Annotated in this window: 18 protein-coding genes; 16 read left to right on the forward strand and 2 right to left on the reverse strand. The window is 60.6% G+C overall.

Annotated elements, in window-relative coordinates; all coding sequences use genetic code 11:
* Positions 1-16 precede the first annotated feature (16 nt).
* The 7 genes from fdhD to JDW18_RS18485 all read left to right on the forward strand — a co-directional run bounded on the left by fdhD (position 17) and on the right by JDW18_RS18485 (position 8,296).
* Complete coding sequence (gene fdhD / locus JDW18_RS18455; protein WP_218241042.1) at positions 17-898, forward strand: formate dehydrogenase accessory sulfurtransferase FdhD; 882 nt, start codon at positions 17-19, stop codon at positions 896-898.
* A gap of 6 nt (positions 899-904) precedes the next feature.
* Complete coding sequence (locus tag JDW18_RS18460) at positions 905-1,912, forward strand: ion transporter (RefSeq protein WP_218241043.1); 1,008 nt, start codon at positions 905-907, stop codon at positions 1,910-1,912.
* A gap of 90 nt (positions 1,913-2,002) precedes the next feature.
* The gene (locus JDW18_RS18465; RefSeq protein ID WP_218241044.1) at positions 2,003-2,428 is read left to right on the forward strand and encodes a hypothetical protein; all 426 of its coding nucleotides are present in this window, start codon (positions 2,003-2,005) and stop codon (positions 2,426-2,428) included.
* Between the two features lie 160 nt (positions 2,429-2,588).
* A complete protein-coding gene (gene miaB, locus JDW18_RS18470; RefSeq protein WP_218241045.1) occupies positions 2,589-3,917 on the forward strand; it encodes a tRNA (N6-isopentenyl adenosine(37)-C2)-methylthiotransferase MiaB in 1,329 nt (442 codons plus the stop codon).
* Between the two features lie 172 nt (positions 3,918-4,089).
* Positions 4,090-6,402, forward strand: coding sequence for a hypothetical protein (locus JDW18_RS18475; RefSeq protein ID WP_218241046.1), 2,313 nt, complete (start codon positions 4,090-4,092; stop codon positions 6,400-6,402).
* Positions 6,384-7,583, forward strand: coding sequence for a hypothetical protein (locus JDW18_RS18480; protein WP_218243978.1), 1,200 nt, complete (start codon positions 6,384-6,386; stop codon positions 7,581-7,583). The genes JDW18_RS18475 and JDW18_RS18480 overlap by 19 nt, the downstream gene beginning before the upstream one ends.
* Positions 7,580-8,296: a DUF1266 domain-containing protein gene (locus JDW18_RS18485; RefSeq protein WP_218241047.1), complete on the forward strand. Its 717-nt coding sequence runs from the start codon at positions 7,580-7,582 to the stop codon at positions 8,294-8,296. The genes JDW18_RS18480 and JDW18_RS18485 overlap by 4 nt, the downstream gene beginning before the upstream one ends.
* A gap of 96 nt (positions 8,297-8,392) precedes the next feature.
* Here the strand turns inward: JDW18_RS18485 and JDW18_RS18490 are convergent, their stop codons facing one another.
* Together JDW18_RS18490 and ffh are read right to left on the reverse strand one after the other, a co-directional pair.
* On the reverse strand, positions 8,393-8,971 hold the full coding sequence (locus JDW18_RS18490) for a C40 family peptidase (RefSeq protein WP_218241048.1): 579 nt from the start codon (positions 8,969-8,971) through the stop codon (positions 8,393-8,395).
* 296 nt (positions 8,972-9,267) lie between these two features.
* Entirely contained in the window at positions 9,268-10,656 is a 1,389-nt protein-coding gene (gene ffh, locus JDW18_RS18495) for a signal recognition particle protein (protein WP_218241049.1), read from the reverse strand.
* A gap of 254 nt (positions 10,657-10,910) precedes the next feature.
* Here ffh and JDW18_RS18500 point away from each other — a divergent pair, with 254 nt between their 5' ends.
* The 9 genes from JDW18_RS18500 (at position 10,911) to JDW18_RS18540 (ending at position 25,470) form a co-directional block, all read left to right on the forward strand.
* Entirely contained in the window at positions 10,911-14,804 is a 3,894-nt protein-coding gene (locus JDW18_RS18500) for a response regulator (RefSeq protein WP_218241050.1), read from the forward strand.
* A 9-nt stretch (positions 14,805-14,813) separates the two neighbouring features.
* Positions 14,814-15,743: a diguanylate cyclase gene (locus JDW18_RS18505; RefSeq protein WP_218241051.1), complete on the forward strand. Its 930-nt coding sequence runs from the start codon at positions 14,814-14,816 to the stop codon at positions 15,741-15,743.
* 46 nt (positions 15,744-15,789) lie between these two features.
* On the forward strand, positions 15,790-16,596 hold the full coding sequence (locus JDW18_RS18510) for a cytochrome C assembly family protein (protein ID WP_218241052.1): 807 nt from the start codon (positions 15,790-15,792) through the stop codon (positions 16,594-16,596).
* On the forward strand, positions 16,593-16,844 hold the full coding sequence (locus JDW18_RS18515; protein WP_218241053.1) for a PP0621 family protein: 252 nt from the start codon (positions 16,593-16,595) through the stop codon (positions 16,842-16,844). Before JDW18_RS18510 ends, JDW18_RS18515 begins: the two co-directional genes overlap by 4 nt.
* 3 nt (positions 16,845-16,847) lie before the next feature.
* Positions 16,848-18,638 carry a sensor histidine kinase gene (locus JDW18_RS18520; protein WP_218241054.1) on the forward strand — a complete coding sequence of 597 codons (1,791 nt, stop codon included), beginning with the start codon at positions 16,848-16,850 and terminating at the stop codon, positions 18,636-18,638.
* A 14-nt stretch (positions 18,639-18,652) separates the two neighbouring features.
* Positions 18,653-20,128, forward strand: coding sequence for a sigma-54-dependent transcriptional regulator (locus JDW18_RS18525; RefSeq protein WP_425514814.1), 1,476 nt, complete (start codon positions 18,653-18,655; stop codon positions 20,126-20,128).
* Positions 20,112-20,720 carry a 1,6-anhydro-N-acetylmuramyl-L-alanine amidase AmpD gene (gene ampD / locus JDW18_RS18530; RefSeq protein ID WP_218241056.1) on the forward strand — a complete coding sequence of 203 codons (609 nt, stop codon included), beginning with the start codon at positions 20,112-20,114 and terminating at the stop codon, positions 20,718-20,720. The genes JDW18_RS18525 and ampD overlap by 17 nt, the downstream gene beginning before the upstream one ends.
* Before the next feature lie 541 nt (positions 20,721-21,261).
* On the forward strand, positions 21,262-24,174 hold the full coding sequence (locus JDW18_RS18535) for a ribonucleoside-diphosphate reductase subunit alpha (RefSeq protein WP_218241057.1): 2,913 nt from the start codon (positions 21,262-21,264) through the stop codon (positions 24,172-24,174).
* A gap of 204 nt (positions 24,175-24,378) precedes the next feature.
* The gene (locus tag JDW18_RS18540) at positions 24,379-25,470 is read left to right on the forward strand and encodes a ribonucleotide-diphosphate reductase subunit beta (protein WP_003070968.1); all 1,092 of its coding nucleotides are present in this window, start codon (positions 24,379-24,381) and stop codon (positions 25,468-25,470) included.
* Positions 25,471-25,630: the final 160 nt, after the last annotated feature.

Consider the following 25,630-nt stretch of genomic DNA (forward strand, 5'->3'; position numbering starts at 1 on the left):
TGACTATCATCAGCCCATGACTGAATCTGCCTGCCCTCTACCCTCGCTCGAACCTCTGGCGGCGCTGCAAAGTCATGCCGTACAGTTTCACAACGCCGGGCAGACCGAGGTGCAGCAGCGCGTGCTGGCCGCCGAGGTGCCGATTGCACTGGTCTTCAACGGCATATCGCACGCGGTGATGATGGGCTCGCCCGGCGACGTGCAGGACTTTGCACTGGGCTTTGCGCTGACCGAAGGCATCATCGACAGCTCTGCCGATTGCTATGGCATCGAAGCCCGCCCGGTTGCTGCCGCAGCCGCTGGCTTGCCCGAAGGCATGGACGGCATGGAGGTGCAGCTGGACATTGCCTCGCGCTGCTTTGCACGGCTGAAAGACAAGCGCCGCCGCATGACGGGGCGCACCGGCTGCGGTGTTTGCGGCGTGGAAAGTTTTGCCGCACTGGATTTGTCTTTTGACGCCCTGCCGGCGCATGACTGGCTTGAGCGCATTGATTCCGCCACCGTCTGCAAAGCCATTGATGCCTTGCCGCCCCACCAGATTCTGAATGCCGAGGCCGGAGCCATTCACGCCGCAGGCTGGGCCACGCTGGACGGTGAAATTACCGATGTACTGGAAGACGTGGGCCGCCACAACGCGCTGGACAAGCTGATAGGCCGACTGGCGCGCACCGGCAGGCTGGGCGAGCCTGGCTTTGTGGTGCTCTCCAGCCGCGGCAGCCATGAGCTGGTGCGCAAATGCGCCAAGGTGGGCATTGCGGCGCTGGCCACCATCTCGGCCCCCACGGCCATGGGCGTGCGCATGGCAGAGCTGACAGGTCTGCGCTTCTGGGGCCTGTGCCGCCCGCCCAAGGCAGTGCTTTATGTTGCAGGCTCATCCACCCCATCGACAAACGCCTGAATTCCTATGAACCTCCACCTGCATGGGAACCCATGGCTGGCGCTGCGTAAATTCTTCTACGACTATCTTCACGACGAGAAGAATGAAACCCGCCTCAGCAAGACCTTCAACTATCTGCTGATTGCCTTGATCATTGGCAATGTGGTGGCGGTTTTGCTGGAGTCCGTCAACGATATCTACAAAGCCAATCAGCGGTTTTTTGATATTTTTGAAAATATCTCCATCGTCATTTTTTCGGCGGAATACATACTGCGCTTCTGGTGCGTGGTTGAAGAAAAGCCGCAGCAAGCAGCCTGGAAGACACGCTGGCAGTGGGTTACCAGCGGCGGCGCCATCATTGATCTGCTGGCCATATTGCCCGCTTACATCAACTTCTTTGTCCACATCGACCTGAGATTCCTGCGCATTCTGCGGCTGCTGCGCCTGCTCAAGCTCACGCGGTATTTCACCTCGCTGCAAATGCTGCTGCGCGTGATTGAAAGAGAAAAAGGCTCGTTTCAGGCCGTAATCTTCATTCTGAGCATCTTGATCGTCATGGCCGCCGCTGGCGTCTATGTGGTGGAGAACCAGGCCCAGCCCGACGTTTACAGCTCCATTCCCGCCTCCATGTGGTGGGCTGTGGTGACATTGACCACCGTGGGCTATGGCGATGTCACGCCGATCACGCCGCTGGGCCGGGCGCTGGGCGCGGTCATCACCATTCTGGGCCTGGGCCTAGCAGCGCTGCCAGCCGGTATTCTGGCCACCGGCATTGCCAATGAGCTGGAAGCGCGCAAGCAGGAAATTGCACTGAAGTTTCAGGAGCTGCTGCAAAGCCAGCAGATCGATCTGCTCAAGGATCAGGCCAAGATTGAAGAAATTCGCCTGCAAGTGGGGCTGACACCCGAGCAGACGCATGACATCGTGCTCAAGCTGATTCGCGAGCAGCAGGAAAAAGCGCTGGCCGACAAGCACTACCAGTATTGCTTTTGCCCACATTGCGGCAACCGACTGCCACAAGACCGGCCGGACTGAGCGCGGCCCAGTCACCCTCGAATGGCCGACTAGAGAGGTCGCAGCGGCAGAACTTCGTAGAATCCCGGCTCCAGCCCCTGGATATACACCATGAATCGCTGCACCATTTCTTCTCTGCGCCCCTCTCCCAGCCGCCGCCTTTTCAGCTCTGCCCTGCTGGCTGCGGCGGCCACCGGCTGCCTGCTGACGCAGGTGACACTGGCCCAGGGCCTGCCGTCCAACGACACGCGCAACTTTCCGCCCACGGCGCAGTTTGGCGAACTGACGATTACCAACTTCCCCGAAGTTGCCATCAACGGCACGGCCATTCGCACCACACCGGGCTTTCGCCTGTTCAGCCAGGAGCGCACCCTCGTCTTTGCCAGCAATTACGCAGGCCAGAAGATGCTGGTGGGCTATGTGATTGAGCCACAGACCGAAGGCCTGCACACGGCCTGGATTCTGACGCCCGCCGAAATCGAAAAATACAAGCCCATTCAGCCGCGCAGCCTGCTGCAGCGCGTCTTTGGCAGCTGATTCGGCGCATAGCACCTGCTATTGATTTCAAAGCTGCTTGCGCTTGCAGTGCAAGCACTTCAATGATTTTTCTATTTCAAACCAAAGTCTGACCAGCGCTAGCCGCTATGACTTTGTGCTTGGCTTGCTGCAAGCCATACACCCCATATAAGAGCGCCCCATGAGCAAAAAAGTCTTTATCAAAACCTTTGGCTGCCAGATGAACGAGTACGACTCGGACAAGATGGCCGACGTGCTGGGCGCAGCCCAGGGCTACGAGCCCACGCAGGATGTGGAAGAAGCCGACCTGATTCTGTTCAACACCTGCTCGGTGCGCGAAAAGGCACAGGAAAAAGTGTTCAGCGATCTGGGCCGCATCCGCCACCTCAAGGAAAAAGGCGTGCTGATTGGCGTGGGCGGCTGCGTGGCCAGCCAGGAAGGCGCTGAAATCATCAAGCGCGCACCGTTTGTGGACGTGGTCTTCGGCCCCCAGACTCTGCACCGCCTGCCCGAGCTGCTGAACGCCCGCGCCGCCAAGGCCAAGCCGCAGGTGGATATCTCCTTCCCTGAAATCGAGAAGTTCGACCACCTGCCCCCCGCCCGTGTGGAAGGTGCCTCGGCCTTTGTCTCGATCATGGAAGGCTGCTCCAAGTACTGCAGCTACTGCGTGGTGCCCTATACCCGTGGTGAAGAAGTCAGCCGTCCGTTTGAAGACGTGCTGGTGGAAGTGGCAGGGCTCGCCGACCAGGGCGTCAAGGAAATCACGCTGCTGGGCCAGAACGTCAACGCCTATCTGGGCAAGATGGGCGACACCACCGAGATGGCCGACTTCGCGCTGCTGCTGGAATATGTGGCCGAAATTCCCGGCATTGAGCGCATTCGCTACACCACCAGCCACCCCAACGAGTTCACGCCGCGCCTGATCGAAGCCTACGCCAAGATTCCCAAGCTGGTCAGCCACCTGCACCTGCCTGTGCAGCACGGCAGCGACAAGATTCTGATGGCCATGAAGCGCGGCTACACGGCTATGGAATACAAGAGCACGATCCGCAAGCTGCGCGCCATCCGCCCCGATCTGGCCATGAGCAGCGACTTCATCGTGGGCTTCCCCGGCGAGACCGAGGAAGACTTCCAGAAGATGATGAAGCTGATTCACGATGTGCGCTTTGACAACAGCTTCAGCTTTATCTTCAGCCCCCGCCCCGGCACGCCTGCGGCCAATCTGCCTGACGACACACCGCACGAAGTCAAGCTGCGCCGCCTGCAGGAGCTGCAAGCCGTCATCAACCAGAACATCAAGGAAATCAGCGAAGAGCGCGTGGGCACCGTCCAGCGCCTGCTGGTCGAAGGCGTGAGCAAGCGCGACGGCAGCGAGCTGATGGGCCGCACCTTCTGCAACCGCGTGGTCAACTTCCCCGGTAACGAACGCCTGATTGGCCAGTTGGTGGACGTGAAGATCACCGAGGCCAAGGCCTACACCCTGCGCGGCGAAGTGCTGCTCAAGGACTGACCCACGGCCACAAGCTCTGCCCAGAAGCCAGCCTTGTGCTGGCTTTTTTGTGCCTTCCCTCGGGCAGTAACAGGAGGTGACAAGCGCTGAACGATTGACGTGGGCGTCAAATCAACCGCTAGGATGGAAGACTGTTGGGGGCCACGCTGCCTCGGATTGATATCTGGACACCATGAACCAAACTGCTGCACTTCAAGGCGATGCGCTGTATGCGCTTCTCGATCAAGCGAAAGAACTGGTCTATGACGACAACGGCCCGGGCGATGTCGCCATCAGCCGCGAAGAGCGCATGGCCGCTGCCGCCGAGCTGCTGGAGCAGCAAACCTATGCCCCCACCAGCGTGGATGAGCTGGAACGCCTGCACGACTTTCTGGCCTATCTGGGCCGCAACCAGACCGCCAGCCAGTTGCTGCAAACGCACCGTGAACGCGTGCTGGCAGCCGAAACCGATCCCTCCCGCCACGCCCATGGCGATATCCGGCTGGCGCTGAGCGATATTCAAAGCCGCACCGAATTTGACAAGCCCGCAGCCATTGCGCTGCTCATGCCCACGCTCCAGAAGATCGAGGCCCTGCCCGATCAGGACGAGAGCAACTACTGGGACTTCTGGCAGAACCAGGCTTACAAGCTGCAGGCCTGGGAGATGAACGCCATCGCCATCGACATGCGCCGCGCCCGCGAGCGCCGCGACCCCGATCTGGCCGATGACGCCGCGTTTCGTGATGCCCTGGCCTGCGTTCGCAAGGCAGAGCTGGCGCAGCGCGCAGGCAAGCCCTCAGAAGTCGGCCCCCTGGTGCAGACCGCCATCAACACGCTGCGCGATGCGCCTGCCGATCAGCATGTGGAGTTCGACCAGTGGATGCAGCTGGCAGACCAGTCGCTGCCACTGGCCGCGCAAAGCCTGCCATCGCTGCTGATGGCCTGCGAGCAGCAACTAGCCCAGCGAGAGCAGCCCGCCCCATCGCAAGCCATCAAAGCCCACCGCAAGGTGCGCATCGTTCGCCTGCAGGCACAGGCCTGCGCGCAAGCTGGCCAGCTGGAAGCCGCGCTGCAGCTGGCTCCGCAAGGGCACTTCGGCCTGACCGATGATGCTGGCGACCCCTTTACCGCTCTGCACCTGGAATGGCTGGTGCAGGCAGGCCACATGGACGAGGCTGCCAATCTGGCGATGGAGTCCGTGCTGCACGCCCGCCCGGTTTCAGCCGTTACCGCCTACCATCTGGCGCGCCAGCGCTTTGATACCGACCCGACACGCTCCATCACCTGGGCCTTGATTCTGGCCATGGGCGGCATCGACGAAGACATGCGCCAGTTGCTGGCGCAAGAAGACATGGCCGCCCACCCGCCCGAGTTCTATATGAATATGGTGCGTGCCGCACAGCCGCAGCACCCGGTGCTGGCCGTCATCGAAGGCATGAAATGGGCCTCAAAGCGCAAGATGGAGCAAGCCCTGCCGCTGCTGGAGCAATCGGTCGGTCTGCACCCCGAGTTTGCCGACACCGACAAGCTGCCAGCCCTGTGGGCCGCCCGCTTTGCCGTGCTGCCCCTGGAAGAAGCGCTGGCCCGCCCCTTCCCTGAATCCCATGGTGGCCACTGGTGCTATGCCGCTGGTGTGGTGCTCGATGATGAGGACGACCTGGCCCCGCTGATGGGTGGTAAAAAGAATGTACCGTCCGAAGAAGTACGCGAGCCGCTGGTGGTTCGTTACTACGAGATGGGTCTGGCACGCTTTGAGCATTTCTGGGCCACGAATCAGGGCGCGTTCAAGGATGCCGACCTGCATGTGTACTCCATGCTGTGCAACAACCTGGCCATCAAATACCGCTTTGCCGAACGCTATGACGATGCTGCTGCCCTGCACCGCAAGGGTTTGGAAAGCAGCCCGTTTGCCGAGCATCAGGATGGGCTGATGTGGTCCGCCATCCTCAAGGACGACGACGCCGAGATCGTGGCCGAAGCCGAGCGCTTGTGGCACTTTGTGCAGGACCACGGCTATGGCCGCCATGACCCGACCAACTACTTCTCCACCGTTGCCATGTCGCTGTACAAGCTGGACCGCGACGATGAAATCAGCATCTGGCTGGAACGTCTGGACCAGTGGTTTGAAGAGCTGGACGAGGAAGAGCAGCAATCCGAGCGCCGCGACTATCTGGCTACGCTGATGAGCATGCTGGATTTCCAGTCCAGCACCCGGCCCGAGCTGGTGCTGCCCCGCCTGCGCGCCCATCAGGCCGAAGTCACCGCCCTGCGCGACTGCTACCCGCTGCGCCGCCTGGCCTGCGCGCTGGAAGCCTATCCCGAGCACCTGGAAGAATCGCTGGCGCTGCACAAGCAGGCCAGCACCTTCCTTGACAAGGACGACGACGAGGACGAGCGCCGCATGAGCCGCGAAGGCATTGCCCGCGCAGAGCGCAAGATTGGCGAGCGCGATGCCGAGGCCGGTGGCCAGTCCAGCGGTCGCAAGCCCTGGTGGAAATTCTGGTGAGCGAGGCAAAATCCGCAGGCGCAGCCAGCGCCTATCAGGCCCGCGACGTGGTCAACGCCCCCGCCATCAAGGAGGCCATCGCCGCGCGCAGCGCCGCACGCGGCGATGCCCCTGATGTCGCGGCCTGGCTGGCCAACCACTTTTGCCGCCATGTGATTGGCAATCTGCAGGCCGATGCGCCCGTGGTGCAGATGATTGCCGATGGGCACGCACTGCAGGAGCTGCTGGGCCGCAAACCAGCCCCCGCCTGGGCACTGGAGCGCCTGAGCAAGAAAGCCAGCGGCTTTCCCCTGCCCAATCTGTACTGGATTGTTCCCGACGCCCCCGCCGTGCTGGCGCTGGAAAACCGCCTGGTGGAGTTTCTCTCCACCCGCAAAGGCACATCGCTGGAAGGCAAGCTGCAGCGCGTGAATGCGCCGCAGGCACTGGCCCGCTGGACGCTGGAGCATCTGTCCTTCCAGCAAAAGCAAAACAGCGGCTGGATTGAGCACTCCAAGGACGCCGTGCGCGGCCTGCTGCCCGGCCAGCAAGGCATTTTCTTTGAATTTGATAGCAAGAGTGCCAATCTGCGCAAAGAGATGGCTTATGAAAGCCAGATGATGGGCCACTGTGTGGGCCAGTTTGCCGACCGCAAGCAATTCCAGGGCGGCTATGGTGAGCACTACGCTGAGGGCCTGCTGTCCGGCAAGATGCGGCTGTTCAGCTACCGCACCGGCTCGGCCCAGCCGCGCATCACCGTCAACGCCTTTGTGCAAAAAGACGGCACGCTGCAAATCGAGCAGATCAAGGGCAAGCAAAACCGCCCGCCCATCGCCCGCTACGTGCCCGATGTGGTGGCCCTGCTCAACCACCAGCCGCTCAATGACGAGGTGCCCGACGACGCCCTGGCCATGGGCGTGCTGCGCCGCCCGGCCCATTTTCTGCAAGCCAACCCGCAACTGGCGCCCTGGTGCGCCGTGCAGGATCTGACCAGTGACGCCGAACAGCTGTGGCTGATGCAACAGCACCCCGAGCTGCTGAGCAGGCTGGATCTGCAGTCCCCGCTGATGCAGTGGATGGTGGCTGCGCGCAAGGACTCTGTGGATAACGAGGTGCTGGAGAAGATGCCCAAATCCGCCGCGCTGCAAACCACGCTGCAACTGGCCCGCAAGCGCCCTGCCCGCAGCGGAGGCCGGATATGAGCGGCTGGACGATTTTTGCGCTGGTCATTGCACTGATTTACTGGGTACTGCGCGGTGGCTTCAAGCGCCTCAAAGCAGCCAAGGCCCGTGGCGACATGATCAGCTACAGCGCTGGCAGCCCCGAGCGCAACTGGGCGCTGGCCCTGGCCCACCCCACGGCCTACCACGCCATGCAGGGCGGCTTTGCCAGCGACCTCTATGGCGCGGACGATGCCCTGGCCAAACAGCTGCGCCCCATGATCCTGCACCACCTGGGCCTGCGCACTGACTTGAGCGACGAGCAGGTGCGCCTGCAACTGCCTGACGCCCTGCGCCAGCGCTGGTTCATGCTGGATCTGCAACGCCCGTCACGCAGCGACGAGCCACGCGCTGCCATGGCGTTTGCCTGTGCACGCGTCACCTTTTTTGTGCGCTGCGCCCACCTGCTGGGCTGGGTGGATGAAGATGCGCAGTGGCAGGTGCTGATGCTCAACGCCCAGCGCGCCCAGCAATGCTTTGGCAGCTGGCTGGACTTTGGTCAGGCCTATGCCCAGGGCCGTGCCCAATGGGTGGGCACTGGCCGCAGCGACGTGCTGGGCAAAGTCGTAACGCCCGAAGAAGTGGCCCAGTGGGTGACCGAAGAGCAGCACCCCTGGCATGTGATGGACTGGAATCTGGTGCTGGAGCCTGCTGTTGATGCAGCGCCAGAGGCTGCGATGGCTCAAGCTGCATAGACAAAACAGGCTCAACCCCTTACCTATGAAGCGCTGGTAGCTATCAAAAACAAAGGACTGCCAGGCAGTCCTTTGTACTTTTCACAGCACACTCACTCAGGCAAAAATACTTCTTGCCTCGGTAAATCGCTTGGCGAAATACACGTTATCCATGCGCACTCGCTGCACCGTCCCGCCGGTGGATGGCGCATGCACAAACTGCCCGTTGCCCACAAAAATACCCATGTGCGAATAGCGCCCGCCCAGCGTATTGAAAAAGACAAAGTCGCCGCGCAGCAGATCACGCCCCGAGACCGGGTTGCTGGACTGCGCCCACTGCGATGTGGTGCGCGGCAGCCTGCGCTCGGTCACGCCGCCTACCGCCCACTGAATCAGCCCACTGCAGTCAAAGCCGCCTTCGGGTGAATTACCGCCATAGGTATAAGGCGTGTTCACCACCAGCATGGTGCGTGCCAGCATGCCTTCGCGCAGATCGTCGGACAGATTCAGCGAATTGACCGCCCTGGCACCGCCGCCGCTGCTGCTTTGCGCGGCCTGTGTCGGTCTTGCGGGTGGCTTGGACGAACAGCCCGCCAGCAAAGCCAGCAGCGAACCGGCGCCCGCCATCAGCGCCACGCGCCGCTGTGAATCCTGCGGCAAGCCCAAATCCATGGAGGTGCTAGCTTGTACTTTCATAGCGCCCATGTTCTCAGAAAGCTGCGCCAGGCTCCAGTCATAACCCTTGAGGCTTATAAAAAAGTGAGCTGCTTGCGCCAACCAGATCATGAAAAAAACGATGAAAACCATCGAAATTCAAGAACCAGCAAGCGCAAGCAGCTCACTTTTTAGAATCAAACAATCTCAAATCAAGCATGCCTCCACCCAGAGGCGCCGAGCAAGAGCCGCCTCGCGGCGAAGGCGCCGTCCCCCTCCGCGAAGCAGAGAGGGGCACCCGGCTAGGGGGAAGCGGCAAAGCCGCTCAGGGGGAGCAATCAGAACGGCAGCTTCGGCATGCCACCGCCCATCATCCCCTTCATGGCCTTCATGCCGCCCATCTTCTTCATCATCTTCATCAGACCGCCGCCCTTGAACTTTTTCATCATGGTCTGCATTTGCTCAAACTCCTTGAGCAGACGGTTGACTTCCTGAACCTGCACGCCAGCGCCATCAGCAATGCGCTTTTTGCGCGTGGCCTTGATGAGAGCCGGATGCTTGCGCTCCTTCATGGTCATGGAGCAGATGATGCCTTCCTTGCGCTTGATCTCGCGCTCGGCCTTGTCCATATCGACCTGACCGGCCTTGCCCGCCAGTTCGCTGGGCAGCTTGTCCATCAGTTGGGACAGGCCGCCCATCTGCTTCATCTGCTGCAACTGGGCCAGAAAATCGTTCAGATCAAAGCCGTCGCCGCTCTTGAGCTTCTCGGCCATCTTCTGCGCGGCTTCCATGTCCACGCCCTTGGTGACCTGCTCGACCAGAGCCACGATGTCGCCCATGCCCAGCACGCGCTGTGCGTGGCGGTCGGCGTCAAAGACTTCCAGACCATCGATCTTTTCCGAGACACCGGCAAACTTGATGGGCGCACCCGTGATCTGGCGCACGGACAGGGCCGCACCACCACGCGAATCACCGTCGAGCTTGGTGAGCACAATACCGGTCAGCGGCAGCGCTTCCTTGAAGGCCTTGGCGGTGTTGATCGCATCCTGACCCTGCATGGCATCCACCACGAACAGGGTTTCCACAGGCTTCAGAATGGCGTGCAGGTCCTTGATTTCCTGCATCAGCAGTTCATCAATGGCCAGACGACCGGCCGTGTCCACCAGCAGCACGTCAAAGAAATGCTTTTTGGCGTAGTCAAGGGCTGCCAGCGCAATGTCGCGAGGCTTTTGGTCGGGGGTCGAGGGGAACCACTCGGCGCCCGCCTGTGCAGTCACGGTCTTGAGCTGTTCGATAGCAGCAGGGCGATACACGTCACCCGAGACAGTGAGTACTTTTTTCTTGCGCTTTTCGATCAGGTGCTTGGCCAGCTTGGCCGTGGTCGTGGTTTTACCTGCACCCTGCAGGCCGGCCATCAAAATGATGGCGGGAGGCTGGGCGTTGAGGTTGATATCCGCCACGCCTTCGCCCATGGTGGCAGCCAGCTCTTTGTTGACGATGGACACCAGCACCTGGCCGGGCTGCAAAGAGCTGATGACTTCCTGGCCCAGCGCTTTTTCTTTGACGCGAGCAATGAAATCACGCACCACGGGCAAGGCCACGTCGGCTTCCAGCAGGGCCATGCGCACTTCGCGCAGCATGTCCTGAACGTTGGATTCCGTGATGCGGGCCTGGCCGCGCATCTCTTTGACAAGGCGCGAAAGTTTATCGGTCAGTGCGGAGGCCATAAGCAAAAAGCATTCGAAAGAGGTAGACAGACAAGGGGCTGCGACGATGGTGAGCACCAGCATCAGACTGCCCGCTGCAAGAAGCCACAAGGCTATGTATATAGAGCATTTTACCCGCTCCCCTCTGCCAGGCATCGGGCTGCCATCTGGACTCCGAACCACACAGGGGACTTGGCACAGACGGCATCGCAGGTAACATTTGTATAAATCCAAGCAATAAGCCGCCCCGCTGTGGGCTGCAATCGAGGTATCCGATGCTCAATGTGCTGTATCGCCAGTTTCTAGAAAGCTATGCCGATGCGTTTTTCCTGCAAAACAGCGAAGGCCGCTTTCTGGATGTCAATGAGCAGGCTTGCATCAGCCTGGGCTACCGCCGTGAAGAGCTGCTGCAAATGCGGGTTCACGAAATCGCTGCGGACTACAACGATGCCGATCTGCAGCGCATGTGGGACGATACCGCCCCTGGCGCCAACTATGTGATTCAGGATCACCACTACCGCAAGGATGGCAGCGTGCTTCCGGTGGAAGTCACCATCAGCTGCCAGCTGGTCGATGGCGAAAAACACTATTTCACGCTGGCGCGCGACATGACGGAGACCAACCGCCAGGTTGACGAGATCAACAAGCTCAATGCCGAACTGCAGCAGCAGATTCAGGAGCGCACCCGCCAGTGGCAGGATTCGACCCGGCTGCTCAATTCGGTGATGCGCGGAACCTCAGACATTGTCTTCGTCAAAGACCTGCAGGGGCGTTATCTGTTCGCCAACCCTGCATCGGACAAGGTGGCCCGCGTGCCCGAAGGCGGCACCATCGGCAAGACGGACGAAGAGCTGCTGGGCGGCAAGAACAGCTTTGCCGATGATGATGCCCAGGCGCTGGCCAGCCCGGAGCCTGTGGTCTCTCTGGCCTATGCCGTTGTGGATGGACAAAAGCATGTTTTCCAGTCCATCAAGAGCCAGTACCTGGACGAGCAGGGCCGGGTCATAGGCCTGCTGGGCATCTCGCGCGACATCACGCAAATTCACGCCGCCGAGCAGCAGTTGCGCATGAGCTATGACTCGCTGCGCCGGGCCGAGCGCCTGTCGCGCATCGGCAGCTGGACGCTGGACATTGCCACAGGCGAATTTCTGGCCTCGGACATGATGTACGAGATGAATGGCGTGGACCCCAAAGGCCCGCGCCTGACTCCCGAAGATTTGCAAGGTTTGATGAGCCCGGCCGACCACGCCAAGGTTGTGGAAGCCATCAACCTGTGCGCACAGACGGGCCAGTCATACACACTGGATGTAATCCACACCACCGCCGACCGCGGCAGCTTTCCGGCCTGCATTCTGGGCCAGGCCGATCGCGATGAGCAGGACAACATCATCAGCATCAGCGGCACGGTGCAGGATCTGTCTGAGCGCGAAGATGCCAAGCTGCGCCTGGAGGCGCTGGCCGACAACCTGCCCAGCGGCGCCATCTTCCGTCTGGAAAAAGATGGCCCCGGGCTGCGACTGAGCTATATCAGCGCCGGTGTGGAGCGCTTGATCGGTATCTCTGCCGCGTCCATCATGGCGGACCGGCAAAACTACCTGAACTCCATCCACCCCGATGATCTGGAGGAATACAACCAGCTGATGAATTTGTCGTTTCAGCAGCTCACGCTGTTTGATCACAGTTTTCGCATCATCAGCCCCGGTGGTACAGAGCGCTGGCTGCGCTGCCGATCGGCCCCCAGACGCATGGAAAGCGGCGTGGTCTGGGATGGCATCCTGCTGGACATCACCCGCGAGCGCGAGGCCGAACTGGCACTCAAGCAGGCCAAGGAAACGGCAGAAAGCGCGGAACGCGCCAAGTCTGACTTTCTGGCCACCATGAGCCACGAAATCCGCACGCCGATGAATACCGTCATCGGCATGACCCGGCTGGTGCAGCAGACGCCGCTGTCGCCCAAGCAGCGCAACTATCTGGAGAAGGTGGAACTGTCGGCCAACGCGCTGCTGTCCATCATCAACGACATCCTGGACTATTCCAAGATCGAAGCGGGCATGCTGGCGCTGGAGGCCGTGGAGTTCGCGCTGGACGATATTCTGGAAACGGTCTCGGCTGTCACCACCTTGCGTGCCGAGGAAAAAGGCATTGAAGTCGTCTATTCGATTGCACCGGAAGTGCCGCGCCATCTGCGGGGCGACCCGCTGCGGCTGAGCCAGGTACTCAACAACCTGGTGAGCAATGCCATCAAGTTCACCCACCATGGGGAAGTCGTTGTCGCTATCGAGCTGGAGCGCCCGGCACTGCTGTCCACTCGCGCGCCGGAGACCCATATTCTTCGCATCAGCGTGCGCGACACTGGCATAGGCATGAATGCGGGGCAGATTTCCCAGCTCTTCCGCCCGTTCTCTCAGGCCGATAGCCAGACCACGCGCCGCTATGGCGGCACCGGTCTGGGCCTTGCCATCTGTCACAGGCTGGTTCAGCTCATGGGCGGCCAGTTCGATGTGCAAAGCCAGATCGGCGTGGGCAGCATCTTTGTATTCACGGTGCAGATGCAGGCCACCGCCACGCCCAATATCCGCCCCCAGCTCTACCGTGTGGGCGCTGCCGATCGGGTGCTGATCGTGGATGACAATGCCAGCGCACGCGACATTCTCAGCACCATGGTGCGCGGCTTTGGCATGCGCACCGACACGGTGGAAAGCGGCGACAAGGCGCTGGCTGCGCTGCACATGGCCTCACGCAGTGGCTCGCCCTACTGTCTGGTGCTGATGGACTGGCGCATGCCAGGCATGGATGGCCTGGAAGTGGCGCGCCGCATTCGCGAGGAGGAGCGCCTGTCCACCACCCCGGCCGTGTTGATGGTGACGGCATACGGGCGCGAGGAAGTTCTGCGTCAGGCGGATCGTCTGGGTCTTCAGGGTCTGCTCGTCAAGCCGGTGACGGAGTCCGTGCTCTTCAATTCCATTCTGGAAATTCTGCAGTCCTACGGCCCGAACCATACCCCTGCGCCCTCCCTCTCTGCGCCGCCATCCATGTCCGGCATGCCTGCGCTGCAACGTTATCCACAGCTCAAGGGGCTTCGCGTGCTGGTGGTGGATGACAACGCACTGAACCGCGAAGTGGCAGCCGACTTTCTGGAACTGGTCGGCGTGAGCGTGGAGACCGCCAACGATGGCCTGTGCGCACTGCAGGCACTGGAAGCCAAGACCTTCGATATCGTGCTCATGGACGTTCATATGCCCAATATGGACGGCCTGCAAGCCACCCGGGCCATTCGCAACACGCCAGCACTGAGTCATCTGCCCGTGATTGCCCTGACAGCCCAGGCCCGCCTGGAAGACAAGGACGCCATCGAAGCCGCCGGCATGAATGCGCATCTGAGCAAGCCCATTGATGAGTTTCAGCTCTATGAAACGCTGTGCCAGTGGCTGCCTTCTGCCCAGGCATCTGCCCCCGGCCCGGAAGCTGCCTTCATCAGCGCTGATGCAGCGCCCGAAAACCTGCAGAGCCAGCAATACCGGGTGGACATGCAGCAGGTGCAGCAACGCTTTCGCGGCAACACCAATCTGATTGGGCGTGTGCTCAACGGCTTTTTCCGGGACTTCAGCAATGCGCCCGCACAGATGCAGGAAATGCTGCAGCAAAGCCAGTGGCAAGACCTTGGCATGCTGGCCCACACCCTTAAAGGCTCGCTGGGCTATCTGGGTGCAGATGCATTGATGCAGGAAGCTGCCGAAATCGAAGCGCTGACGCGGCAATCTCCGCACAGCGAAATTCCCCAGCCCATGGAAGTTCAGCAGCAACTGCGCCAGCGCGTTCCCTTATTTGGCCAGCATCTCGAACTGCTGCTGGCCAGCCTGCCGGGAGCGCAAAGCCCGCAACCGGCCAGCAGCGCCAGCACCGCAGGCCACAGCGCATCGCCCGAAGTCAAGGAAGCTGTGGAACGACTGCGGCAGTTCATTGTGGACGGCGACTACGCGGCGCTGGAAGAATTTGAAAGACTTCAGCGCCTGCTGGACATGCGCCGCCATGGGGTGCTGCTGCAGAAAATCCGCAAAAATGTCGAAGACTTGGAAGCCGAGGCCGCTCTGCAAGAGCTCTCGCACCTTGAGCAACAACTGCGAATGACCTCGCCATCGCAGCCAAACTCCTCCTATCCACAAGAATAAGCACGGTCTATGCTGGAAGAACTGGAACAAGAGCAACCCACCATCCTCATCGTTGATGATGAGCGCGTCAATCGCACCATGCTGGCCGAGTTGCTGGGCCAGCAATACCGGGTTCTGCTGGCCAAAGATGGCCCTGGTGCACTGACTATTGCGAACCGTGAAGCCCACCGCCTGATGCTGATCCTGCTGGACGTCAGCATGCCGGGCATGGATGGCTACGAAGTGCTGGCTCAGTTGCGAGGCAATGAAGCCACGGCCAATATTCCCATCATCTTCATTACCGGCCAGAGCGATGCCGCTGCCGAGGAATACGGCCTGCGTCTGGGCGCAGCCGACTATGTCTCCAAGCCCATACGCCCTGCCGTGGTCAGCGTGCGCGTGCGCAACCAGATCGAAATGGCCTTGCAGCGCCGCACGCTGGAGCGTCTGGCCCATGTGGATGGGCTGACCAGTCTTTCCAACCGCCGCCACTTTGACGACATGCTGCAGCGCACCAGCCGCCGCTGCCTGCGCACCGGCGAGCCCCTCGGTCTGGCCCTGATCGATATTGACCATTTCAAGCAATACAACGATCACTACGGCCACATTCAAGGGGATGAAGCTCTCAAATCAGTAGCACACACCCTGATGCAGCATGCCAGACGGCCATTTGACATTGCCGCCCGCTTCGGTGGTGAAGAATTTGCCCTCATCCTGCCTGGCCATACCGAGCCACAAACCCTGGTGGAACAATTCCGCCAGGATGTGGCCGGAATGGGCATCAGCCATGCGGCATCGCAAACTGCATCGCATCTGACCGTCAGTTGCGGCGTGCTGACCATTGCGCACCCGGGTGACGAAACCATTGAAGAGTGGCTGCAAAAAGTGGACAGCCTGCTCTACGAAGCCAAAACCCACGGTCGCAACCGTGTGCAAGCCGCCACCTACCAGCTGGATTGATGTCAACAAAAGGCGAGTGGCGGCCCACGGCACTATCATAGAAAGCATGCTCTCCCACCCGCTTACCGCTGCCAGCACCACCAGCTGGATTTTGGCCATTGCGGCAGCCATTGCCTATGCTCTGCCCGCTCTTGCAACACAAAAAATGCAGGAAAAGAGCGCGCGCCTCGTTCTTGGCCTGGCCTGGGCCCTGCATGCACTGAGTCTGGGCGTGGGCCTGCTCGGTGAGCAGCCCCGTTTTGGCTTTGCACCGGCGCTGTCCATCACCGCCTGGCTGGTTCTGACGGTTTATGTGGTCGAGCAGCAGCTGTTTCCCCAGCTGCGCTCGCGCTGGCCTCTGGCCACGCTGGGCAGTGTGGCCGTTCTTCTGGCCGTCATCTTTCCCGGCACACCGCTGCATGTGAATGCATCGGCCTGGCTGCCGCTGCACCTGGCACTGGGCATTGCCTCCTACGGCCTGTTCGCTGCGGCCGTGGTTCACGCCGCGCTGATGAGCCATGCAGAAAAGCAGATGCGCCTGGGCGCCGACCATGACGGCGGCCTACCCCTGCTGACGCTGGAGCGCCTGACTTTCCGCTTTGTGGGCGCAGGCTTCTTACTGCTGACCGCCACCCTAGCCGCTGGCTGGCTGTTTGGCGAGCAACTCTATGGCCGCGCATGGGTCTGGAATCACAAATCCGTGTTCTCCTTGCTGTCCTGGATCACTTTTGCCGTGCTGCTGTTCGGGCGCAAACGCTTTGGCTGGCGCGGCCAGAGCGCTGTTCGCGTGCTCTATATCGGTGCCGCTTTGCTGCTGCTGGCCTATGTGGGCTCGCGCTTTGTCATTGAAGTCCTGCTGGGGCGCATGGCATGAAATATCTGCTGGTACTCATTGTTGTGGCTATTGCCATTGGCATCTGGCGCAGCAAGCGCCGTGTTGCAGATTCAAGCCGCCCATCCGCACGCCCAGCCACGGCACTCAGCAAACCTCAGGCCATGGTGGAATGCGCGCACTGTGGCCTGCACTTGCCAAAGGCTGATGCTGTCAGCAACGCACAGGGCCAGCTTTTCTGCAGCGCAGAGCACCGCCGACTGGCGGCGCGCTCTCCATCCGATCGGTAAAGCATGGCGGCACCCCAATCTGACTGGCAGCACACGCTGATTCCGCTGGAGTCCGCCATCAGCCGCCAGGCCGATGTCAACCTGAAAGCACCGTTTGTTCGCCTCTGGCAGGCTTTTCTCAGTGGCCGTGTGCTGCTGGCTGTGGCTCTGATACTGCTGCAGACGCTGAACTGGCAGCTGCAAAACATCAGCTCGCCCCTGGTCTGGCTGATCTGCAGCACCTATCTGGCGCTGACGCTTGTCATGCGGCTGGCCGCCGCCAGCCATGTGCCGGCACCACAGGCAGGCATGCAGTGGCTGCCTGTGATTGGTGTGGATATTGCCGTGATTTTCCTGCTGCAGCTGCTGCAGGCAGGTTCTCTGAACTACACCGCGCTGCTGGCCATTCCCATTCTGATTTCATCAGCGCTGGGCGGCCTGCTGCTGGCCTTTGGCACCACTGCCGCCATCACGTTGCTGATGCTGGGCTACACCGCGTGGCAGTACTCCCACGGCCTGAGCGACGCTGCACAGACTTACTATCAGACGGCTTTTTCCTGCGCAGGCTATTTCTGCGTGGCCTACCTGACGCATGAACTGGCCAGGCGCTTGCGCGGAGAGCGGGCTGCCGCCATGTACAACCAGCTGCGCACGCAGACCCAGGAGCAGGTCAATGCGCTGGTGATCAACCACCTCTCGGATGGTGTGCTGGTGGTGGATTCCAGTCAACAAGTCTTGCAGGCCAATCCTGCGGCACTGCGTCTTCTGGGCCTTCCTGAGCACCACTCACAGCATTTTTCGCTGCAAACGCAAGCCTGGTGGCACCCTTTGACGGAAGTGGTGCAGGCCACGTTTACCCACGCCCGCCCCCTGTCCGTCACCGTGCATCTGCAAAGCAGTGCGCAAAGCGGCGTCACAGGTCTGGATGTCCGGGCACGCGTGACAGAGATGACGGCGTCTTTCATCGACAGCAACTCCAGCATCGATGCCGCCCATTCGCTGTGCGTGATGTTTCTGCACGACCTTCGGGAAATGGAAGCACAGCTGCGCACCGAAAAGCTGGCCTCCATGGGCCGCATGTCGGCTGCGGTGGCCCACGAAATTCGCAACCCATTGGCCGCCATTACCCAGGCCAATGCCTTGCTGGCTGAGGATCTGGGCAGTCAGCCCACCCATCAGCAGCTATGCCGCATCGTGGGCCAGAATGCCGACCGGCTGGCCCGCATCGCGGAAGAGATTCTCAACATTGCCCGCGTTCAGCAAAGCGGTGATGCCAGCCCCCCTCAAACCTTGAATCTGGACACCCACCTGGCGCTGAGTGTGCAGGAGTGGCAAAGTCAGACTTCGCCGCCCCGCCTGCTGACGCTGCAGCTCAATGCACCAGCTCGCCACATCGTCTTTGATGAAGAGCATCTGCGCCGCGTGCTCATCAACCTGCTGGACAATGCCCAGCGCCACCGCAGCAGCGCCCAGGACATTGCCAGCCTGCAGCTAATCAGCGGCTACGGCTGCGAAGAGCTGCGTGACAGCCATGCATCCCAGCAGGACAGCAGCTGGTTCATGGTCTGGAGCGATGGCGCGCCGCTGGAAAGCAGTGTGCAGCGCCATCTGTTCGAGCCTTTTTTCTCGTCGCAAAGCCGCTCCAGCGGCCTGGGTCTGTATATCTGCCGTGAGCTGTGCCAGCGCTATGGCGCCAGCATCAGCTACCAGCGTATGAAACGCGATGGCGTCGATGGCAATGCCTTCATCGTCAGCCTGCACACCAGCCCCGCGGCATCCTCAGACCGTTCCCTGTTTGACTCGATCATGGTGTAAGCCTAGTGACTTCCTTGCCCACAACACCCACCTCTGCCAGCATTCTGGTCGTGGACGATGAGCCCGATCTGCGCACGCTTTATGAACTGACCTTGCTGCGCGAAGGCTATCGTGTGGAGACCGCTGGCTCGGTCCAGGAAGCAAGAGAGCAACTGCAGGGCAAGCGCTTTGACGTGATGATCAGCGATATGCGCCTGCCAGACGGCACTGGCATGGAGCTGCTGCTGCAACTTCGCGAGCAGAACCGGACGGAGCGCTGCATTGTCATGACGGCCTATGGCTCGGCAGAAAATGCGGTCAACGCCTTACGCGCCGGGGCTTTTGACTACCTGACCAAACCCGTGGACCTGCGCCAGTTTCGCCAGGTGGTGGCCTCTGCCATTCAAGGCATTGGTGCAGTTCCCACGCCCGGCATCAGCCCCAATACAGCCAGCGATGCAGATGGCTGCAACCCCGCACAAGGCGACTCCGCCCTGCAGGCACTGGTGGGCAGCTCTGCCGCCATGCAAAGCGTCAAGCAGCGCGTTGCCAAGGTGGCCAAAGGCATGGCTCCCGTGCTTGTGCATGGCGAATCAGGCACGGGCAAGGAGCTGGTAGCACGCGCTTTGCATGCCTGCAGCCAGAGATCCGACGGACCCCTGATCGCCGTGAACTGTGGCGCCATTCCCGAAAACCTGCTCGAAGCCGAATTCTTTGGCGCACGCAAAGGCTCCTATACCGGCGCCACGCAGGACAGGCCGGGCTACTTCCAGGCAGCCCAGGGCGGCACCTTGTTCCTGGACGAAATCGGCGACCTGCCGCTGGCCATGCAAGCCAAGCTGCTGCGCGCCATTCAGGAGCGCAAGATTCGCCCACTGGGCAGCACGCAGGAAGAGTCCGTCGATGTGCGCATCGTCAGTGCCACCCACCGAGATCTGGCGGCGCAGGTGCAGACAGGACAGTTCCGCCAGGATCTGTTCTATCGCCTGAATGTGATTGAAATCACCCTGCCCGCGCTGCGTGAGCGCCGTGAAGACCTGCCCGAGCTGTGCAATGCCCTGCTGCACAAACTGGCCCATGAATCCGGCCTGCACACCCCAGAGCTTGACACCATCAGCCTGACCCAGATCGCTCAGCTGGAGCTGCCCGGCAATGTGCGCGAGCTAGAAAACGTGCTGCACCGCGCTATTGCGCTGGGTGATGAAGGCCCGCTGCGCCTGCCCGAACCGAGCAGTTCAGGAGACTCTTCATCGCTACCCCAAGCTCTTTCACCAGCCGCGTCGCCAGAAACCGGTACAGCCTTGCCTGCGGCTCTACCTCAAGACCTGCAAGCCTGGCTGGACGAGCAAGAGCGCAGCATTCTGGTTCAGGCCCTGCAGGACAACGGCTTTAACCGCACGGCCACCGCAGCACGCCTGGGCATCAGCCTGCGCCAGATTCGCTATCGCATTGAGAGACTGGGCATTGACCTGCCCTCCGAAGGAAACAAGCACCATGGCGACCACAGCTAAGCCAGCAGACCATCGCTCCACCTGGGAGTCCGGCTGGTGGCAGGCTGCGCACAAGCTAGCCTCTCCCAACTTCGGCCCGCGCCCCGCAGATGCCAGCATTGACCTGGTTGTTGTTCATTCCATCAGCCTGCCGCCGGGCCAGTACGGCACCGGCGCTGTGCAGCAGCTGTTCACCAACCAGCTAGACTGGGATGCACACCCCTACTATCAAGGCATTCGCGGGCTGGAAGTTTCCTCGCACTTCTTCATTACGCGCCAGGGCGAGGTCTGGCAGTTTGTGAGCTGTGACGACAGAGCCTGGCATGCAGGCGTCAGCCACTGGCGCGGTCGCGATCGCTGCAATGATGACTCCATCGGCATAGAGCTCGAGGGCCTGGAGGGCCTGCACTTCGAATCTGCGCAATATCTGGCGCTGCAGAATCTGTGCCAGGCCATTGGCGATCACTACGCCATTGCCTATATCGCTGGCCACGAACATATTGCCCCCGGCCGCAAGCATGACCCCGGCGCCGGCTTTGACTGGAAAGCGCTCACTGCACAGCTCAAAGCCCAAAGCAGCACCAGCCACTGGCAACTGCCCCCGCAAGTTTGAGCTTGCACACCCGCAAGCCGTTGAGCACTCTCAAATTCAGAGCGTCACACGCTTGCCATTCATGGCATTCATAGTTGCCTGAATGAAGAACCCTGTCGAGCTGTGCGACAGACGCTAGCTTTTCATGAGCAGCATCCACAGAGCCCGACCGTTCAACCCCGGTCACTGTGCTGTCAAGCAGCTTTTGCGCGCTGATGTCGCTTCTGCCAAACACACATATTTTTTACAAATTTGCGCGGCTTGGCAGCAGCACCGTGCAACGCCCAGAGGGCCTTGTGTGGCGGGGCTTTGGAGCGCATTGCGCGTCTGTCAAGTGACCTATGAAATGTCCGCTTCAGTAGTTTCATCAGGTCAGCCAGATTGAACAGCGATACACTACCGGTAGTGTTTCAGGGCGCTTCAGACCCTACATCTAGTGTTTACAAGTTGTGCACACCCTGTGCAAACCATGTGCAGACACTAGCGCCCGAATTCGTTTTTGATGGCCTGCCCAGAGTGCAGGCCTTTGTCTGCCTATCCACATATTGACCCTGAGGAACTTATGCAAGAAGCGTTGAACTCACTGCCTTCTGCCGCGCCCGACAGCGCAGCCAATTCTTCCTCCCCCAACGACAACTACCAGATCATCCGCCGCAGCGGTGATGTGGTGGCCTTCGCCCCCCAGAAGATTGCCGTGGCACTGACCAAGGCATTTCTGGCCGTGCGTGGTGCACAAGGCGCAGCTTCGGCCAGCGTGCGCGATACCGTCAACGAATTGACCGAAGGCGTGGTGCGCGCCCTGCTGCGCTCGCGTCCCGAAGGCGGAACGTTCCACATCGAAGACGTGCAAGACCAGGTTGAGCTGGGCCTGATGCGCGGCGGTCACCAGGACGTGGCTCGCGCTTACGTGCTGTACCGTGAAGCCCGCAACCAGGAACGCGCCGAGCAGAAGAAAGCCGCCGAAGCTGCGGCCAGCGCCGCCAAGGCCAGCAAGCCCGCCCTGCAAGTGACCGACAACGGCCAGCGCGTGCCGCTGAACCAGGAGCGTCTGGAAGCCCTGATTGCCGCATCCTGCCGCAACCTGAACGCCGACATTCAGGCTGCCCCCATCGTGGCCGAGACGCTGCGCAATCTGTATGACGGTGTGCCACTGACCGAAGTGTTCAAGGCCTCCATCCTGGCTGCCCGTACGCTGATCGAAAAAGACCCCGACTACACCTATGTCACCGCCCGCCTGCTGCTGCACACCATCGTGCGCGAAGTCATGGGCCGTGATGTGCAGCCTGCCGAAATGCAGGCCGCCTATGTGGACTACTTCCCCGGCTTTGTGCAAAAAGGCGTGGACAACGAGCTGCTCAACCCCGAGCTGCTGAACTACGACCTGCCCCGTCTGGCCCAGGCCCTGAAGGCCGAGCGCGACGAGCAGTTCGACTACCTGGGTCTGCAGACACTGTACGACCGCTACTTCCTGCACGTACGCAAGACCCGCATCGAGCTGCCCCAGTCCTTCTTCATGCGCGTGGCCATGGGCCTGGCGCTGAACGAGCCTGACCGCAATGCCCGTGCCATTGAGTTCTACGAGCTGCTGTCCTCATTTGACTTCATGTCGTCCACCCCCACGCTGTTCAACAGCGGCACACTGCGCTCGCAGCTGTCGTCCTGCTACCTGACCACCGTGCCCGACGACCTGGACGGCATCTATGAATCCATCAAGGAAAACGCGCTGCTGTCCAAGTTCGCAGGCGGTCTGGGCAATGACTGGACCCGTGTGCGTGCTCTGGGCTCCCGCATCAAGGGCACCAACGGCGAATCGCAAGGTGTGGTTCCCTTCCTGAAGGTGGTCAACGACACGGCCGTGGCTGTGAATCAGGGCGGCAAGCGCAAGGGCGCGGTCTGCACGTATCTGGAATCCTGGCACCTGGACATCGAAGAATTCCTGGAACTGCGCAAGAACACCGGCGACGACCGCCGCCGCACCCACGACATGAACACGGCGAACTGGATTCCCGACCTGTTCATGAAGCGCGTGATGGAAAAAGGCCAGTGGACGCTGTTCTCGCCTGCCGACACGCCTGACCTGCACGACCTGTACGGCGAAGCCTTTGAGAAGGCCTACACCGCTTACGAAGCCAAGGTGGACAGCGGCGAGCTGAAGCTGGCCAAGCGCATTCCTGCTGTGGACCTGTGGCGCAAGATGCTCTCGATGCTGTTCGAGACCGGTCACCCCTGGATCACCTTCAAGGACCCTTGCAACATCCGCTCGCCCCAGCAGCACGTAGGTGTGGTGCACTCGTCCAATCTGTGCACCGAGATCACGCTCAACACCAGCGACACCGAAACCGCTGTCTGCAACCTGGGCTCGGTGAACTTGGTCCAGCACATCAAGGACGGCAAGATCGACCATGACAAGCTGCGCAAGACCGTGAACACGGCCATGCGCATGCTGGACAACGTGATCGACATCAACTACTACGCCGTGCAAAAGGCCAAGGATTCCAATCTGCGCCACCGCCCCGTGGGCATGGGCCTGATGGGTTTCCAGGATGCGCTGTATGAAATGCGCACCGCCTACGCCAGCCAGGGCGCCGTCGAATTTGCCGACGAAGCCATGGAAGCCATCTGCTACTACGCTTACTGGGCCTCGACCGAGCTGTCCAAGGAACGCGGTACCTACTCCACCTTCAAGGGCTCGCTGTGGGATCAGGGCATTCTGCCTCCCGACACCCTGAAGCTGCTGGAAAAGGCCCGTGGTGGCTATGTGGAAGTGGACCGTTCGGCCAAGCTGGACTGGGACGCTCTGCGCGCCAAGATCGCCAAGGATGGCATGCGCAACAGCAACTGCGTGGCCATTGCCCCCACCGCCACCATCTCCAACATCGTGGGCGTGGATGCTTCGATCGAGCCTTCGTTCGGCAACCTGTCCGTGAAGTCCAATCTGTCGGGCGAGTTCACCGTCATCAACCAGTACCTGGTGCGTGACCTGAAGCGCCTGGGCCTGTGGGACGACGTGATGGTCATGGACCTCAAGCATTTCGACGGCTCGCTGCGCGCCATCGATCGTGTGCCGCAAGAGATCAAGAACCTCTACGCCACAGCGTTCGAAGTCTCGCCCGAATGGCTGGTGGAAGCCGCCTCGCGTCGCCAGAAGTGGATTGATCAGGCCCAGAGCCTGAACATCTACATGGCCGGTGCATCGGGCAAGAAGCTGCACGACACCTATATGCTGGCCTGGCTGCGTGGTCTGAAGACCACCTACTACCTGCGCACCACCAGCGCGACGCAGATTGAAAAATCTACCGTGCAAAGCCGTACGCTCAATGCCGTGTCTTCCGCTGCGCCTGCGGCCTCGGCACCTGCCGCCAAGCCTGCGGTGAGCGCACTGGAGGCAGCTGCCGCTGCAGCGCGTGCCCAGGCACCGGCTACGGACATCAAGTTCTGCGCGATTGACGATCCAGGCTGCGAAGCATGTCAATAAACACCCCCTGAGGCGCTACACGCCTTCCCCCTCTCTCTACGCGCTGCGCGCTACGGGAGGGGGACGACACCTTCGCTGCGGGGCGGCCCTTGCTCGGTGTCTCTGGGTTGGATTGCGCCAGTTTTTAGTGGCGCTTATTAAATAGATAAATCAGAAGGCTGGATGTCGATCTCGCACCCAGCTTTTCCCTTCAAGGAATAACTCATGCTGAGCTTTGACGACGACACCTTTGCCTCTTCCGCGACCAGCGCAGAAGCCGGTGCATCCACCAGCACCCACAAGCGCGTGAATGCTGCTGACAAGCGCATCATCAACGCCAAGACCGACGTGAACCAGCTGGTTCCGTTCAAGTACAAATGGGCCTGGGAAAAGTATCTGGCCACCTGCGCCAACCACTGGATGCCGCAGGAAGTGAACATGACCCGCGACATCGCGCTGTGGAAGGACCCTAACGGTCTGACCGAAGACGAGCGCCGCATCGTCAAGCGCAATCTGGGCTTCTTTGTGACCGCCGATTCGCTGGCCGCCAACAACATCGTGCTGGGCACCTACCGCCACATCACAGCGCCCGAGTGCCGTCAGTTCCTGCTGCGCCAGGCGTTTGAAGAAGCCATCCACACCCACGCCTACCAGTACATCGTGGAATCTCTGGGCCTGGATGAATCGGAAATTTTCAACGCCTATAACGAAGTCCAGTCCATCCGCGACAAGGACGAGTTCCTGATCCCCTTCATCGAAGCGATCATGGACCCCAACTTCCACACCGGCACCCCCGAAACCGACCAGACGCTGCTGAAATCGCTGATCGTTTTTGCCTGCCTGATGGAAGGTCTTTTCTTCTACGTGGGCTTCACGCAGATTCTGGCGCTGGGCCGCCAGAACAAGATGACGGGCGCTGCCGAGCAGTACCAGTACATCCTGCGCGACGAGTCCATGCACTGCAACTTCGGCATCGATCTGATCAATCAGCTCAAGCTCGAAAATCCACATCTGTGGACCGCCGAATTCAAGCAGGAAATCACAGAGCTTTTCCAGAAAGCCGTTGAACTCGAATACCGCTATGCCGAAGACACCATGCCACGCGGCGTGCTGGGTATGAACGCTTCGATGTTCAAGGGCTATCTGCGCTATATCGCCAACCGCCGCGCCACCCAGATTGGCCTCGAAGAACTTTTCCCTGGTGAAGAAAATCCCTTCCCATGGATGAGCGAAATGATCGATTTGAAGAAAGAACGTAACTTCTTTGAGACACGAGTGATCGAGTATCAGACCGGAGGCGCACTTTCTTGGGATTAATTGCTTCTAAGCAGGCACAATGCGAGTCATGACTTGCTTCACTTCATTGCTACAAAAAACTGAGATTTTTGGCGTGAAGCAAATTTGTGTTCCTAGCGATGCGTAACTCCACATCGCTTTGAATCGCCCGGCCACAAAAAGCCGGGCGCTTTATGCAAAT

Origin of the sequence: Comamonas fluminis (assembly GCF_019186805.1) — a bacterium.
Classification (GTDB): domain Bacteria; phylum Pseudomonadota; class Gammaproteobacteria; order Burkholderiales; family Burkholderiaceae_C; genus Comamonas; species Comamonas fluminis.